This is a genomic window from Citrobacter sp. RHBSTW-00887, assembly GCF_013728095.1.
Classification (GTDB): domain Bacteria; phylum Pseudomonadota; class Gammaproteobacteria; order Enterobacterales; family Enterobacteriaceae; genus Citrobacter; species Citrobacter braakii.
In genome coordinates, this window is record NZ_CP056267.1 from 165726 (window position 1) to 182149 (window position 16424).

Genomic DNA, 16424 nt, shown 5'->3' on the forward strand with positions numbered 1-16424 from the left:
CGGATCAGGCGCTAGCCGCCATCCAACAATCATCAGCTACGCAGTACCGCGCCCGGATACCCTAGCTGGCGCCAGGCCTCATACACCACCACCGACACCGCATTTGACAGGTTCATGCTGCGACTGTCTGGCATCATTGGAATACGAATTTTTTGTTCGGCCGGCAGCGCGTCAAGGATGCTGGCTGGCAGACCGCGTGTTTCCGGACCAAACATCAGATAATCCCCGTCCTGATAGCATACCGCGCTATGCGCTGGCGTACCTTTGGTGGTCAGAGCAAACAGGCGCTGCGGATGTTCTGCGGCGACGAAGGCGGCGTAATCAGAGTGGCGCAGCACGGCGGTAAATTCATGGTAATCCAGCCCCGCGCGACGCAGGCGCTTGTCGTCCCAGGTAAAGCCCATTGGCTCTATAATATGCAGACGAAAGCCGGTGTTGGCGCAAAGACGGATAATATTGCCGGTATTTGGCGGGATTTCTGGTTCGAATAAAACGATGTTAAGCATACTGCCCCCTTGATAACGGGGGGCAGAATAGCAGAAAGAGCGGGTACTATGCGACGGTCAGCGCGTGCGGTTTATAGCGCTGCAGCTTGTAAATTGTCGCGGCAGCAGCGACCAGGGCCGGAAGGCTGAGGAACATTAAGATACTATCTGCCTGCCATTGCAGGGAAAGCAATTGGGCGCTCATCATCGTTCCGGCTACGCCGCCGAAGCGGCCCACGCCCTGCATCCAGGCAATGCCCGTCGCACGGCAGTGGGTTGGATAAAACGTGGCGGCCAGCGTCTGCAGCCCGGACTGCGCGCCGTTCATGGTAATCCCCATCAGGAAGATCAGTGCGCCGAACAAGATGATGTGGTTATGTTCAAACCCGAGAGCGAGGGCAAACAGCATCGTCAGAATGAAGCCGAGTGAGACCACTTTATGGGCTTCCCTGCGGTCCATTAACCAACCGGCCAGCAGGATCCCCGCCGTACCGCCAAAGGTAAACAGCGATGTCAGCCAGGCAGATTCGGCCAGCGGATAGCCCATTCCCAGCATCAGCGTTGGCATCCAGCTCAGCAGCACGTAATAGATAACCAGCCCCATAAAGTAGGTCATCCAGAGCATCAGCGTACCCGGCAGCCAGGGCATACTAAATAACTGTGCCACGCTGCTTTTTTTGACCGTGATACGGTCTTCATCCAGATAAAACTGGGTAACCTGTTCCAGACTTCCCGACATAAAACGTTGAGCAATGCGTTTAATCTGTGCAACCCCTTTACCGCGGTGAACCAGATACTTAACCGACTCCGGCAGGAACAGCACCAACAGTACGGTGAGGACCAGTGGGGCGATCGCACCAGCAAGCAGAACACTGTGCCAGCCGTAGTTGGGGATCAGCCAGGAGGAGATCACGCCGCCGCCCGCAGCCCCTAACGGAAAGCCACAGTACATGGTGTTAATCGCCATTGAACGACAGCGTTTCGGGGCGAATTCTGACACCAGGGTGATGGCATTGGGCATTGCCGCGCCAAGCCCAAGCCCGGTGAGAAAGCGCCAAAACGTGAGCATATTCAGCGTCTGGGCATAGGCGGTTCCCAGACTGGCGAGGCCAAAGAACAGACAGGAAAAGACCAGGACGCGCTTACGACCCATACGATCGGAAATCGGTCCGGCCAGCAGGGCACCAAATGAGAGGCCCAATAGCGCGGCGCTTAACACCGGTCCGAGATCTTGTTTCTTGATACCCCAGTCGGCTGAGAGCGTGGGGGCAATATAGCCCATCGCCGCTGTATCGAAGCCGTCAATGGCTAAAACCAGAAAACCCAGGACAATAATGACCCAGTGGAAGCGCGAAAAAGCACTGTCATCTATCGCCTGCTGGATATTCACTTTTCCGGAATAAGCCATGTCACCCTCGCCCGTTATGATGGTTGTTATATGTATAAAATGCTGTTGTATTAGCTTGTCTATACATTTGGCAGGTGGATAAAAAGTTGTCAAATATATTGGTTGTAAATGTTAACTAGTCGTTATTTTTGGATAAAAAATGGTCGGGCTGAAAACAGACCGACCATTCAGAAAATGGGGTTTACGGGGATGTTGTTAGGCTGCGCTACCCTGGACCAGAGGTGCCAGCGCGGCAGGCAGGCTCTTACCCAGTTCCTGTACCAGCGAATCACGGCTGATTTCGCTAATCGACTTCGCACCGGTCAGGGTCATCGCCACCTTCATCTCTTTCTCGATCAGGTTCAGCAGATTCGCCACACCGGCCTGGCCGTGGGTCGCCAGCGCGTACAGATAAGCACGCCCCAGCAGCACGCTATCCGCGCCCAGCGCTATCATGCGTACAACGTCCAGACCATTGCGGATCCCGCTATCAGCCAGAATGGTAATATCGCCTTTCACCGCATCGGCAATGGCGGGCAGCGCACGAGCTGAAGACAGCACGCCATCTAACTGACGGCCACCGTGGTTAGAGACAACGATACCATCCGCGCCAAAGCGTACGGCGTCGCGGGCATCTTCAGGATCGAGGATCCCTTTGATCACCATCGGACCATCCCAGAATTCGCGGATCCACTCGAGGTCTTTCCAGGAAATCGACGGATCGAAGTTATTCGCCAGCCAGCCGATGTAATCTTCAAGGCCGGTGGGTTTGCCCAGATAAGTCGAAATATTGCCTAAATCATGCGGGCGACCGTTCAGACCAACGTCCCATGCCCACTGTGGATGAGTGACTGCTTGCCAGTAGCGGCGCAGTGCCGCATTTGGGCCGCTCATACCGGAATGGGCATCACGGTAGCGTGCGCCAGGCGTTGGCATATCGACGGTAAAGACCAGCGTGGAGCAACCCGCCGCTTTGGCGCGCTCCAGTGCGTTACGCATAAAACCGCGATCGCGCAGCACATACAGCTGGAACCACATCGGACGCTTGATGGTCGGGGCGACTTCTTCAATCGGACATACGGACACTGTGGAAAGCGTAAATGGAATGCCTTTGGCATCAGCGGCGGCGGCGGCCTGAACCTCGCCCCGGCGTGCGTACATGCCGCACAAACCGACAGGCGCGAGGGCTACCGGCATGGAGAGTGTTTCGTTGAACAGCTTGGTTTCCAGGCTCAGGTCAGACATATTCTTCAGTACGCGCTGGCGCAGCGCCACCTCTGACAGGTCTGCCACGTTACGGCGCAAGGTGTGCTCGGCATACGCCCCGCCGTCAATATAGTGAAACAAGAAGGGGGGCAGGATGCGCTGGGCTGCGGCGCGATAGTCGCTGGCTGCTGAAATAATCATGTGTTGTTCTCCCTGCTATTCTCACCAGGATCACCGGGCAGGCGAGTAATACGCGCCTGCCGGGCCTGATCTTCATCAAATCGTTTAATTGTGGTGTGGACAAAACTGAGGTGCGCCATCATGGCCTTACGCGCCCCGTCGGCATCCCCGGCAACAATGGCGTCCAGCACGGTCTGATGCTGCGCCGTCAGTTGAGAAAATACCGGCGGTACCAGGTACATACGTTGGCGGCTCTGTTTTACCGAAGACTGCAGGACGTCGAAGAAACCGCGCATGGTCTGCAACAGCACCACGTTGTGTGAGGCTTCCGCAATGGCGAGATGAAAGCGAACGTCAGCCTGCGAGGCGAGATCCGGATCTTCGCTTTGCGTGGCCTCGAAACAGAGCCTGATTTTCTCTTTATCCGCGGCGGTGGCCCGCATGGCAGCGTGCCAGGCGGTACTGGCTTCGATGGCGTGGCGGGCCTCCAGAATATCGAAACTGTAATCAGGATCGTCCGCCAGCAGTGTTTTCAGCGGCTGAACGATGTTTTGTTCAGACCAGGCCTCATGCTGCCAGCGGATAAACGTCCCGCCACCACGACGGCTAATCAGTACGCCTTCACTGACCAGCTTTGCTAACGCCTCGCGCAGCGAGTTACGCGATACGCCGAGCTGTACGGCCAGTTGGCGCTCAGCGGGCAACTTCATGCCCGCCTCCAGCTGTTGTTCTTCAATCAGCGCCCGCACACGAGATGCGACTTCGTCTGACAGGCGTCTGGGCATCACTATCATGGAATCATCCAGGTTAAGACATAGGCCTGCAGCGTGGTAATCACACCCACCATGCAGGTGAAAATCAGGCTGTGTTTCACGGTAAAGCGGAACAGGTCAGACTCTTTCCCCACTAATCCCACTGCCGCACAGGCGATAGCGATAGATTGCGGCGAGATCATCTTGCCGGTCACGCCGCCGGTGGTATTTGCCGCAACCATCAGCACATCCGAAACGCCGATTTGCTGAGCAGCCGTAGCCTGCAGGGCGGCAAACAGTGCGTTTGATGAGGTGTCGGACCCGGTCAGAAATACCCCCAGCCAGCCGAGGAACGGTGAGAAGAAGGTAAACGCGCTGCCGGTGTGTGCCAGGGCCAACGCCAGGGTTGATGAAAGCCCGGAGTAGTTTGAGATAAACGCGAATGCCAGCACCATTCCGATGGAGTAAATAGGTAATGCCAGATCTTTCAGCGTGCTGCCAAAAGTCTGCAGCGCTGCGGACGGCTTCATCTTCAACCAGACGATAGACAGCAGGGCGGCAAACAAAATCGCGGTACCGGTTGCGGAGAACCAGTCAAATTTATACACCGCCGCGTAGGCTGTGGCTTCATGTACGACCGGCGGCATACGGGCAACCAGCTTATCGAGGTACGGAACCGGAATATTGACCACCCAGTGGTACATTGCGCCGCCTGGCGCAAACAGCGCTTTAAACGGCGGTACGCTCCACAGCGTGACGGTGGCGGTCAGGAACAGGAACGGAGACCAGGCGCGGACCACCTGTCCAGCGGTATAGTGGGTGCGAGCCAGCGTCTGATCGACCTGTGAAGCGCCCATATCGCCAAAGCGGAAGATGCGTACCGGCTGCCAGCGTTTCAGGAACAGCGTCAGGCAGACCAGCGAAACCAGAGACGAGATAATGTCTGGCAGTTCCGGCCCGATAAAGTTAGAGCTGAGGTACTGCGCGATAGCAAACGAGCCGCCAGCGACCATCACCGCAGGCCAGGTCTCTTTTACGCCGCGCCAGCCATCCATAATCGCCATAATCCAGAACAACACGATAATGGTCAGGAACGGTAACTGACGGCCCACCATCTGACCAATCTCGAAGCTATCCAGCCCGGTAACCTGACCGGCAACCAGAATCGGAATGCCCATTGCGCCAAAAGCGACCGGAGCGGTGTTTACGATCAGGCACAAACCTGCCGCGTACAGAGGATTAAAGCCCAGACCAACCAGCAGTGCGGCGGTAATCGCTACCGGAGCGCCAAATCCTGCCGCCCCTTCGAGGAATGCGCCAAAGGAGAAACCGACAATCAGCATTTGCAGACGTTGGTCCGGGGTAATCGAGAGTATTGAGGAGCGGATGATGTCGAACTGCCCGGTTTTCACCGAGATTTTATAGACGAATACCGCGGCGATAATGATCCAGGCAATTGGCCACAAACCATAGAAGAAGCCGTACACCACGGAAGCCAGAGCGTGATCGACCGGCATTTTGTAAAACAGCAGGGCGACCGTCAGAGCGATCACCACCGTCCATGACGCCGCAACATAGCCTTTCAGCTTGAGCTTAATCAGGGCGAAGAAAAAGAACAGGATAGGGAGCGATGCGATCAGACTGGAAAGCCAGATGTTACCGGCCGGGTCGTAGTTCTGTTGCCAGAGATTCATTGCAGGTCTCCTGGGGGCCGCCGACATAATGGAATGAGTCTGTGCTCATCTCCTGGTCACATTATGTGTAAAAGTGGCCCTGCCAATATTGTTGTGTAGGGGTAATGACAATGAATGGTTAATTAAATGTTATTTATTGGCAACGGTATTGTATGCACATTTTAATGAAATGTGAGGTGCTGGTAGGATCTGGCTAAAATTGGTAGGGCCAATTGCAGGTGAGGACAACAAAGAGAAGTGAAAAGGCAATGGCATGATGCCATTGCCTTTGATGTCGGGAGTATTGTTACTTCATTACCACTGGAAGCCAGCACCAATGGCTGCAGAGTAATCGCCCTGGCTGTTACTGGTTCCTTGCAATTTATAAACCCAGCCCCCGCTTTCACTCACCATAGACACGCCGAGTGCGACGGCACTTTCACCATTAAACGTACCCCCAGCAATCGAGGTCATGTTGGCTCCCGGTGCGTAAGCTTGTGGAAGACCGGCCATGGCCATTGCTGAGGCAATACCGCCGCTCATCTTGTTTTCTACTCCTTTGATTTTACTGTTCATTTCACCCATTTTTTGATCGGTATAGGTGTTTGCTTCTTCTACGCTGCGTTTCAATTGCGCATAGTTCACCGCATCTGTATCGTTCACCGCCGCTGAAACATTGCCGATCCGAGTGGTACCGCCACTCCCGTCTCCCAGGTTGAGTACACTGTAGTTAACGGAGCCATCGGTATTGGTTTCATAACGAACGGAACCTGCTTCTGAGGCTTTCAGTTGCGCCACATTAACCGCGTCAGTGTTGTTCACCCCTGCGGCAACATTGGTAATACGACGTTGTTGAGTAGAAGAGCCGACAGACACCGTATTAGCTTCATCTGCGACGGAATTTGTGCCTAGCGCCACGCTGTTTTCAGCAGCCGCAATAGATCCGGAACCCATCGCGACGCTGTCTGCACCCTGGGCATTTGCATCGGCACCTGTTGAACTGGTCTTGAAGTATTTGGTGCTCCCCGTAGTGACAATATCGCCGACAGAGTTTTCGATATTGGTGACGCGAGTATCAAGGTTGCTAACCTGGGTATTCAGGTTATTGATGCTTTCGGTATTTGCGGCAACACGGCTGTCAGTGACTTTCAATTGACCAACGTTTACGGCATCGGTGTCTGCGCTTCCTGCTGCAACATTGGTGATCTGCCGCTGGCCATCGCCACTGCCTACAGAAACTTCGCCCACTGACGTTTGTGGCGTATCCATGTTGTAAGCGGTATAGCTGCTTTGTGCGCCGACGGTGGTTTGTGAATTGCTGCCGAGCGCGATGCTGTTGGCGTGATTTACCTGTGCGTTTGAACCAATGGCTATGCCGTTGAAGGCTGATTGACCCACGACTGCGCCATAGCCAATACCGACTCCCGAATCGCCATTGACGATGGTTTTCGCGCCGACGGCAATCGCGTTTTCACCCACCGCCAGGGAATCTTCCTCATCCGAGTTGGAGTGGAAATATTGTGCCGACGTCGTGGAAACGGCGGCGATAGCATTTTGTAACTGACGAACTGTTACCGCATCTTGCGCTTCAGAGCCGTCCGCAACGTTGGTAATTTGACGATAGCTTTCTCCATCCGTCCCCAATGACAACGCGCCCAGCAACTCTCTGTCTGTTGTATCGTAACCAATGACGACGCCATCGCTTGTTACGCTCGTTGCTTGTATGCCGGTTGTAATAGCGCGGTTAGAGCTGGAGCCACTGCCCAAGGCGATGCTGCCCTCAATGCTGCTGCTGCTGTTTTCTCCAAGCGCCAGACTCGAAGCACCGGATGCGACGGCGTTGTAACCCACTGCTGTTGCGCCGTCACCCGTTGCGTATGCATCCTGGCCTTCAAGCCCGTTATCGTTCGTGCGGATGTATTTCACGCCGGTACCATTTTCCGTGATATAGGTTTCGCTGGTATCACCGGTTATTTGGTTAATAGATTCATTATACTGAGAAATCAGCATGTTAGTTTCATGGAGCTGAGAGCCATTAACGGCGTCAGTACTGTCACTGGCGATTTCACCTGCTGCTACATTGGTTATCTTATTGGTACCGCTGGTACCGTGGCTGGCGCTGAACGCACCCTCTTCGTCATCCCAGCTCAGTGCATCGGTACCAAGGTTGGTGATGGACGTATTGATATCCGCAATAGCAGAGGTGTTTTGATCTACTTTCTGGTTGGTTTCATACAACTGTGAGCCGTTTACCGCGTCTGTACTGTCCTCAGAAAGCTCCCCGGTGGCGACATTGGTTATTTTACTGGTACTTCCACCGTGGTTTGCGCTAAAAGCCCCGATGTCTTCGTCCCATAACAGAACATTATCAGTGAGGCCGGTAATGGACGTATTAATGTCGGTGACAGAAGTATTCAGGTTCTCAATTGCGGTGCTGTTCTGAGATATGTTGGTGGTATTGGCGGCGATATCGGTCGTGTTCTGATCCACTTTTTCATTGGTTTCGAACAGCTGCGAACCGTTAACCGCGTCGGTGCTGCTCTCAGAAAGCTCCCCGGCGGCGACATTGGTGATTTTGTTTGGCGTACTACTTCCGTGGCTGGCGGAGAACGAATTGGTTGCCTCATCCCAGCTCAGTGCATCGGTACCAAGATTGGTGATCGTCGTATTAATATCTGCAATATCTGATGTGTTTTGATCTACCTTCTGGTTGGTTTCATACAACTGTGAGCCGTTCACCGCGTCTGTACTGTCCTCAGAAAGTTCCCCGGCGGCGACATTAATGATTTTGCTGGCGCTTCCCGCGTGGTTAGCGCTGAATGCTCCAGAGTCAGCATCCCACAGCAGGGCATCATCGGTTAGCGTGGTAACTGAGTTGCTCAGGTTATTGATATTGGTGGTGTTGGTGGCGATATCAGTGGTGTTCTGAGACACATTTTCGTTGGTGGCAAACAACTGGGAGCCGTTAACGGCATCGGTGCTGTCTGCGGCCAGAGTGCCTGCCGCCAGATTGGTGATCTTGCTGGCGCTTCCCGCGTGGTTAGCGCTGAATGCACCAGAGTTAGCATCCCACAGCAAGGCATCATTGGTGAGCGTGGTAACAGAGTCGCTCAGGTTATTGATATTGGTGGTGTTGGTGGCGATATCAGTGGTGTTCTGATTGATGCTGGTCGTATTAGCGGCGATATCAGTGGTGTTCTGATTGATGATGGTCGTATTAGCGGCGATATCGGTTGTGTTCTGGTTAATGCTGTCGGTATTGGTGGCGATATCAGTAGTGTTCTGATCCACTTTCTCATTTGTATCAAACAACTGGGAGCCGTTAACGGCATCGGTGCTGTCTGCGGCCAGGGTGCCTGCCGCCAGATTGGTGATCTTGCTGGCGCTTCCCGCGTGGTTAGCGCTGAATGCGCCAGAGTTAGCATCCCACAGCAAGGCATCATTGGTGAGCGTGGTAACAGAGTCGCTCAGGTTATTGATATTGGTGGTGTTGGTGGCGATATCAGTGGTGTTCTGATTGATGCTGGTCGTATTAGCGGCGATATCAGTAGTGTTCTGATCCACTTTCTCATTTGTATCAAACAACTGGGAGCCGTTAACGGCATCGGTGCTGTCTGCGGCCAGGGTGCCTGCCGCCAGATTGGTGATCTTGCTGGTGCTTCCCGCGTGGTTAGCGCTAAAGGCACTGGTGCTGTCATTCCACAACAGCGCGTCTTCGGTTAATCCTGCGACAGAGGCACCTGTGTTAATGATAGAAGTGTTAAGTGCACTTAATGCACTGCCTACGTTATTGTAGGTGCCTGTGCCTACCTCGTAGAGGGGAGCATTCACTGTACCATCAGAATTAACGGAAGCCCCTCCGCCGAGTCGGTTGGCGACGGATTGACTTAAAGAATGAATTTGCGCACCTGTGACGGCATCAGTACTGCTGGAATTGATGTCGCCTTTAGCAACATAGGTGATCTGCCGTTGAGTGGTGCTGTTACCCACGGCGACGGAATTGTCTTCCAGGGCGGTAGAGCCTGTGCCAAGGGCAACTGAGCTGGTGCCTATCGCTTTTGCGCCATTACCAAATGCAGTGCTGTCGTCACCGCTCGCAGTGGATTGATTACCTAATGCAACGGATGTTGCTCCGCTCGCAGTGGATTGATTACCTAATGCAACCGATTTTGCACCGCTCGAATTGGCATAAACACCCATTGCCATCGAATAACTTCCACCGGCTGAGGAAGAGGCTCCCATTGCAATGGCCCGGTCACCGGCAGAAACCGATTTTACGCCAAGCGCTAGCGAAGAGTCGCCGGAGGATTGGCTGTATGAACCAATGGCGGTACTCCATTTCCCCATCGCATCGGCCTTATAACCCATCGCGGCGCTTGCGCCATCTTCGCTGGTGTAAGTATTGGCTGTGGCATTGGTACCAATTGCAACCCACCCTGTTCCCGTTGTACCTGATACGGTAACACCGCTTCCGGTATCGTTCCCCGCGTTGGCCAGCGCATCCGCTGAGACCATAATACTGCCAAGACCGATGAGTGCGGAAACAGCCAGCTTTCTGCGACCGCTTTTTTTGCCGTGGCTTTTTGCGGTTTCGCTGGTGACAATAAATGTTCCCGTAGCGGCATTCCAGATGACTTTAAATATTTTGTTCATGGATAAGTGCTTTCCTTTTATAAAATAGTTGTATCAATGGCTATTATTTTTTTGATTTCTTTTTTGTATCTTTAATAGGTTGTATGCTGTCAAAAATAACATTTTTCATGTTAATGCCTATTTTTAGATACTTAAGATTATTGGGCGATACGCCTTTTAATGTCAGCGTGACGTTTGTCCATGCTCCCGGTAAGAGTTCTATTGTCGAATCCATTTGCGTGTTGAGCAGGAGTTGTTTCCAGCGAGGCAGATCTTTTGCCTCGGAAGGTTTTTTCGTACCCCATGTCATATTAAACGCCAGGTTTGATACGGGAATGCTGAGTAAGTTAACCAAATCAAGATGAATAACACTTCCATCATCTATTGGCTCAATAGATAGAATACGCCCGGCTAAGCCGATATTGCCGTTGTTAATAATAAAATAGTGTGTTTGTGATGGGTCCAGTTCTGTGTAGTCGAATAGCCGTTGTTTGCGTTCAATGCGTCCAACGACTTCGGCGACCTTCTGTGTCGCGTTAATAATCGTAGTTTGTTGTTTTTCTAATAAATTTATCTTTTCTTCTTGTTCTTTTTGTTGTTTTTTTAGTTCTTCGACAAGGTGTTTATCTGCAAAGTAATCACAACCCGATAACAAGAATGTGAATCCCAAAACAAGCAGCGGAACAAATTTTCCATTATTGTTCATATAAAATATCCTTATTTATAATTTATATGGTGTAAATAGTTGTCTGTTATTTATACAGCTAACTCACCATTCTGCGGGCATTGCCAATAACCCATTAACGTATGGTTATAATGAAAATATTCATTGCTTATATGAAATTTTGAAAATACCCAATATTATTTATTAATTACCCATAGCAATGCCTTATAAAAATATAATCATAATATTTATATATAGGGGCATTGTTTTATAGATGATAATGTTATTTAATTTTGTGGGTCAATTATATTCTGTGGGTCATGAAAAAAGAGGATGAAAAAATTCATTGTATAAATACAAACAGACATGATGGTGGGATTTTTTTTCTGAAAAGCAGAGATTGCCGTTAAAAATGAACTTGTATATAAGCGGTGTAAATATTTACAAGAAAAAATTCGGAATATAGCCCGATGCTCTCAAGCCACCCGCCGTTCGACGGGTGTCTTGAGAGCCTGTGATGCGGGAGTGCTTAGAACTCGCTCTTCGCGAAGCCCGTCATCTCTTTCAGGCCCATTTCACGGCCAAGCTCGGTCATCGGGTGAACGACGATCAGGCCGCGCACGCTCTTCTTCAGCTTGCCCATATCGGCCTGTTCTTTTTTGGTGATAGCACGACGGAAAGGAAGTTTCGCCAGCTTTTGCGCTTCTTTGCTCAGCTTCTGACCGTGGACGTCACGCAGACGCGCGATCTCGGTTTCCAGCGTTTCTTTCTCTTGCTCCAGCTCGGCATATTTGTCGGCGGCTTCCACCAGGGACAGGTCTGCCTGCTGGTGGCGGATAGCGTCCAGACGATCGCTCAGGCGTTTAATTTCGTTTTTTTCGACTTCTTTCATAGGATAGCTTCTGATAAAAATAGGATGAATATCCTATAGTATGCGCGCAGAGCGGGATTATTCACAACTAATCGAAGATAAATAATCAAATGTTGCAAGTATTATTCAGCTAATGAAAATACTAATATTTTGATTAATAAGGAATTTTAAGTGATAAGGTCGGCCGTGGTGCTTTTTATTGACGGGTTTATAGTGAAGCACGTTTTCCTCAATATAATCGCCCAACCGATCCTAAACTTAAATGAGCAACCACGCAGGCTGAGCGCGGTTAATACATGGAGGAGGGAAGATTATGGCGAAAATAGGTGAGAACGTTTCGGCCCTTATTGATAAGACGGTCGATTTTATGGCTTCAAGCCAGGCTTTTCGCGAATATCTGAATAAAACACCACCGCGCAACGTTGTCCCTACTGAAATACCGCAGGAGAATGCGCAGCTGTATCTGCAACGTCTGGCGTATTATCGGCAGCTGTATCGACCGCAGCAGGAAGAGAAGTAAGCCTGCAGGGTCTTATTTTTGAAAGGCTTTTTTTAAGCTGATTTTAGAAATCAGCTCTGTCAGGGAAAGTACCATCGTGGAGCGTACCATCTGCTGGTAGCGCTGAATCTGCATTGCGTGCAAACCTGAGTCTGAGGTATCAAACTGCGGTGGCGGCGGGAGTGCCGTCACGCAGTGGAGTTCGCCAAACGGGCCAAGAATTTCGTCGTCGGTGAACGCGTATTCATTACCGTCATGGTTTAACTCTTCCCGCAGCGCCATCAGAAGCTCCGCATCTTCATACTCCGGCCGGCTGAGTACGCCCAGACCGTAAATTAGCTTCAGACGAACGGAAAGATCGCCCAGCGGACCGTCGCCGTCGAGCAGGGGTTCTACGGCATATTTTACCGCATAGTCGTCTTTGCGAAATACCTGAAGCACAAGGATATTCACCGCTTCGGTGAGCAGTTCTACGGCGGTGATGAGGAAGCTGCGTACGGTTTTGCCAGCATTCAGACGCTCAAGCACACGATTTTCAAAGGCCTGCGTTTGTTCCATTATTGCCTGCATATCTGACAATCTGTCATTTGGGCGCAGGCTGACCTGCGCCACATTCTCTATCATTTGGTTGCGTTATATGCGTTAACCGCCTCCGCCACCACATCACTGTTGGCATCCAGACCGGAAACCTGCGCCAGCGCGGCCTGTGGACCTTTTTCGTCAATCAGCGCGGCCAGTTCCTGGGCCTGCGGATCTTCTTCACTGCGATAGTGCATCGCTGCAGCAATACCGGTGACCAGATTCGCGTGCGGCAGGCCATACTCCAGCGTGCCCAGCAGCGGTTTAATCAGACGATCGCCCGCGCTCAGTTTACGCAGCGGCTGACGACCCACGCGCTCAACGTCATCTTTCAGATACGGGTTTTCAAAGCGACCGAGGATTTTCTGAATGTATGCCGCATGTTTTGCTGCATCAAAGCCATAGCGTTTGATCAGTACCGCGCCGCTCTCTTCCATCGCACCTTTTACCACTGCACGGATTTTCTCGTCGAGAATCGCGTCACGGATGGTCTGATGACCGGTCAATTTTCCGAGGTACGCGGTTATAGCATGCCCGGTGTTCAGCGTGAAGAGTTTACGTTCGACAAATGCCATCAGGTTATCAGTTAATTCCATTCCCGGGATGTCAGGCAGTTCGCCTTTGAACTGTGTTTTGTCGACAATCCACTCACTGAAGGTTTCGACGGTGACTTCCAGCGGATCGTTGGTCGCAGAAGCCGAAGGGGGAACAATGCGGTCCACGGCGGAATCGACGAAGCCAACATGTTCTTCAACCCAGGATTTGTCTTCATCTGTCAGCGCGTTCATAACGTGGCCTTTCAACTGGGTGGTTCCGCGCACCATGTTTTCACAGGCGATAATATTCAGTGGAGTGGCGATACCCTGCGCCTTGCGTTTAACCAGCCCTTTGGCGATGGCCGGAGCGATACGCTCAAGCACGACCGGACCGACGGCGGTAGTGACTAAATCTACCTGGGCAATCAGGTCGACAACATCATCGCCGATGCTGCTCACGGCGTTGACGCCGGAAACGGTATCAACCTGCTCGTTTTCACCCACCACATGAACCTGATAGCTATGACGGGCATTCAGGGCATCGAGCACGACCTGGTTTACATCCGCGAACGTCAGTTGTATCCCCGCGTCCGCCAGCAGTTTGCCGATAAAGCCACGACCGATATTACCTGCGCCAAAATGTAATGCTTTCATAGTATTAACCTTCATTAATGTTTTTACCCAAGAGGGCTGGGGTGAGGCGTTTCCCTCAACCTAGCCCTCTCCACAAGGGAGAGGATATCGCCTTCATATTTCGAACTGCAGATGCGTTGGCTCTCCTCGCTCACCCCAGTCACGTACTTATGTACGCTCCTGGGGATTCGCTGCGTTGCCGCCTTTCTGCAGCTCGAACTATTTTGGAGATACTTAATGGTTAAGCTTTTTTACCTGCCAGCAGTTCCAGAACTTCATCCACGCTGGTGGTATGGGCCAGACGTTCGATCACGGATTCGTCATCCAGAGCGTTGGTCAGGCTGGTGATCACCTGGATATGTTCATTGTTACGTGCGGCGATACCAATGACCAGGCGGGCAATGTCGTCTTCTTCTTTACCGAAGCGCACGCCTTCCGGGTACTGGCAGAACACCACGCCGGTTTTCAGTACGCGGTCTTTGGCTTCAACCGTACCGTGCGGCACTGCGATGGACTCACCGAGGTAAGTCGGGGTTAGTTTTTCGCGGTCCAGCATCGCCTCGACGTATTCTGGCTCAACGTAGCCGCCTTTCACCAGTTGCTCACCGGCAAAGCGAATCGCTTCTTCTTTGTTAGTGGCTTTACGGCCGAGGAAGATATTCTCCGCACCCAGTTTGAACAGGTGGGTATCACCCTCTTCGAAGCTGTCTTTCAGGTGATCGCGGACTTTCTCTTCGTTCACGTTGTGGCGCTGTGCAGCAACCAGACGTTCGGTCAGGCTGGCGTACAGGCCGCTGTCGAGGAAGTTGGTCAGCGAAATGTGTTGTGCCTGAGGCACCTGGCGCATCGCACGTTCGGTCAGGTCACGGTGAGTAATGACCAGATCGACATCCGGCGGCAGATTGTTAATCGCGCTGTTGGTGACGGAAATCTGAGACAGACCGGCATCCTGCACTTTCTTGCGCAGTACGCCCGCCCCCATGGCGCTGGAGCCCATACCCGCATCGCAGGCAACGATGATTTTACGCACATGGCTCAGGTCGTTAGTCACGTCGCCAGCCGCCAGCGGAGATGCACCTTTGGATTCCGCTTTCATGTCGTGCATACGACGAGTAGCGGCATCAATGTCATCATCTTCTTTCACTTTGCTGGTTTTCAGCAGAATGGCTGAGACGACAAAGGAGACAGCCATTGCGGCACAGATAGCAGCGATGTTCGCGAAGTAAGCACCCTTCGGCGTCATTGCCAGTACGGCCAGGATAGAACCCGGAGAAGCCGGAGAAACCAGGCCGCCGTTCAGGATAGTCAGGGTAAATACGCCAGTCATACCGCCGAGGATAACGGCCAGGATCAGACGCGGGTTCATCAGCACGTACGGGAAGTAAATTTCGTGGATACCACCCAGGAAGTGGATGATAGCCGCGCCGCCTGCAGACTGCTTAGCGCTGCCGCGACCGAAGAACATGTATGCCAGCAGAACGCCCATACCCGGACCCGGGTTAGCTTCAATCAGGAAGAAGATGGATTTGCCCATCTCGTGGGACTGCTGAATACCCAGCGGTGAGAAAATACCGTGGTTGATGGCGTTGTTGAGGAACAGGATTTTCGCCGGTTCAACGAAGATAGACGCCAGCGGCAGCATGTCATGGACAACCATGAAGTTAACGCCTGCCGCCAGGATTTTGGACAGTGCTTCAACCAATGGGCCAATGCCAAGGAATGCCAGAATGGCGAGGATCATCCCGATGATGCCTGCGGAGAAGTTATTCACCAGCATCTCAAAACCGGACTTGATCTTACCGTCTACCCAGTTGTCGAAATGTTTGATAGCCCAGCCGCCCAGCGGACCTGCGATCATCGCGCCGAGGAACATTGGCATATCGGCACCGACGATAACGCCCATGGTGGTGATAGCACCCACCACGCCGCCACGCTCGCCGCCAACCAGCTTACCACCGGTATAACCGATCAGCAGCGGCAGCAGATAGGTGATCATTGGGCCGACAAGCTTCGCCAGCGTTTCGTTCGGCAACCACCCTGTCGGAATGAATAATGCGGTGATAATACCCCACGCGATAAACGCGCCGATATTTGGCATCACCATGTTACTGAGGAATCGACCAAAGCTTTGCACTTTGATCTTAATATCGGATGACATAAAAACACCCCTTCTTATGTTTGCTGTCGCGCAGGCTAAAAGCCCGAGGTTTGTTAATGTAGCGGCAGGAGGTAGCCGGACCCTGTAGATACTGCGAAATCTGGCACTGAATCGTTCAACTGTCCAGTCGATGACTTTTTATGTGACGTTTGTCACGTAAATATAGGGT

Annotated in this window: 12 protein-coding genes; 1 reads left to right on the top strand and 11 read right to left on the bottom strand. The window is 52.3% G+C overall.

Annotation, left to right across the window (positions count from 1 at the left end):
• Positions 1–32: 32 nt before the first annotated feature.
• The 8 genes from trmL to HV314_RS00815 all read right to left on the bottom strand — a co-directional run bounded on the left by trmL (position 33) and on the right by HV314_RS00815 (position 11871).
• Positions 33–506 carry a tRNA (uridine(34)/cytosine(34)/5-carboxymethylaminomethyluridine(34)-2'-O)-methyltransferase TrmL gene (gene trmL / locus HV314_RS00780; RefSeq protein WP_049042808.1) on the bottom strand — a complete coding sequence of 158 codons (474 nt, stop codon included), beginning with the start codon at positions 504–506 and terminating at the stop codon, positions 33–35.
• Between the two features lie 46 nt (positions 507–552).
• Entirely contained in the window at positions 553–1893 is a 1341-nt protein-coding gene (locus HV314_RS00785) for an MFS transporter (RefSeq protein ID WP_181220976.1), read from the bottom strand.
• Positions 1894–2088: 195 nt separating this feature from the next.
• Positions 2089–3279, bottom strand: coding sequence for an FMN-dependent L-lactate dehydrogenase LldD (gene lldD / locus HV314_RS00790; protein WP_016154962.1), 1191 nt, complete (start codon positions 3277–3279; stop codon positions 2089–2091).
• Positions 3276–4052 carry a transcriptional regulator LldR gene (lldR, locus tag HV314_RS00795; protein WP_181547092.1) on the bottom strand — a complete coding sequence of 259 codons (777 nt, stop codon included), beginning with the start codon at positions 4050–4052 and terminating at the stop codon, positions 3276–3278. Before lldR ends, lldD begins: the two co-directional genes overlap by 4 nt.
• On the bottom strand, positions 4049–5704 hold the full coding sequence (lldP, locus tag HV314_RS00800; protein ID WP_016154960.1) for an L-lactate permease: 1656 nt from the start codon (positions 5702–5704) through the stop codon (positions 4049–4051). The genes lldR and lldP overlap by 4 nt, the downstream gene beginning before the upstream one ends.
• A gap of 294 nt (positions 5705–5998) precedes the next feature.
• Positions 5999–10336 carry a trimeric autotransporter adhesin SadA gene (gene sadA / locus HV314_RS00805; protein WP_181547094.1) on the bottom strand — a complete coding sequence of 1446 codons (4338 nt, stop codon included), beginning with the start codon at positions 10334–10336 and terminating at the stop codon, positions 5999–6001.
• A gap of 43 nt (positions 10337–10379) precedes the next feature.
• Entirely contained in the window at positions 10380–11021 is a 642-nt protein-coding gene (locus HV314_RS00810) for a DUF3251 domain-containing protein (RefSeq protein ID WP_047358810.1), read from the bottom strand.
• 487 nt (positions 11022–11508) lie between these two features.
• Entirely contained in the window at positions 11509–11871 is a 363-nt protein-coding gene (locus tag HV314_RS00815; protein ID WP_016154959.1) for a YibL family ribosome-associated protein, read from the bottom strand.
• A 292-nt stretch (positions 11872–12163) separates the two neighbouring features.
• Here HV314_RS00815 and HV314_RS00820 point away from each other — a divergent pair, with 292 nt between their 5' ends.
• Positions 12164–12370 carry a hypothetical protein gene (locus HV314_RS00820; RefSeq protein WP_016154958.1) on the top strand — a complete coding sequence of 69 codons (207 nt, stop codon included), beginning with the start codon at positions 12164–12166 and terminating at the stop codon, positions 12368–12370.
• 12 nt (positions 12371–12382) lie between these two features.
• Here the strand turns inward: HV314_RS00820 and mtlR are convergent, their stop codons facing one another.
• The 3 genes from mtlR to mtlA all read right to left on the bottom strand — a co-directional run bounded on the left by mtlR (position 12383) and on the right by mtlA (position 16255).
• Positions 12383–12973, bottom strand: a complete 591-nt coding sequence (mtlR, locus tag HV314_RS00825) for a mannitol operon repressor MtlR (RefSeq protein ID WP_005120486.1) — start codon at positions 12971–12973, stop codon at positions 12383–12385.
• The gene (mtlD, locus tag HV314_RS00830; RefSeq protein WP_181547097.1) at positions 12970–14118 is read right to left on the bottom strand and encodes a mannitol-1-phosphate 5-dehydrogenase; all 1149 of its coding nucleotides are present in this window, start codon (positions 14116–14118) and stop codon (positions 12970–12972) included. Before mtlD ends, mtlR begins: the two co-directional genes overlap by 4 nt.
• Positions 14119–14338: 220 nt before the next feature.
• Entirely contained in the window at positions 14339–16255 is a 1917-nt protein-coding gene (gene mtlA / locus HV314_RS00835; protein WP_181547099.1) for a PTS mannitol transporter subunit IICBA, read from the bottom strand.
• Positions 16256–16424: the final 169 nt, after the last annotated feature.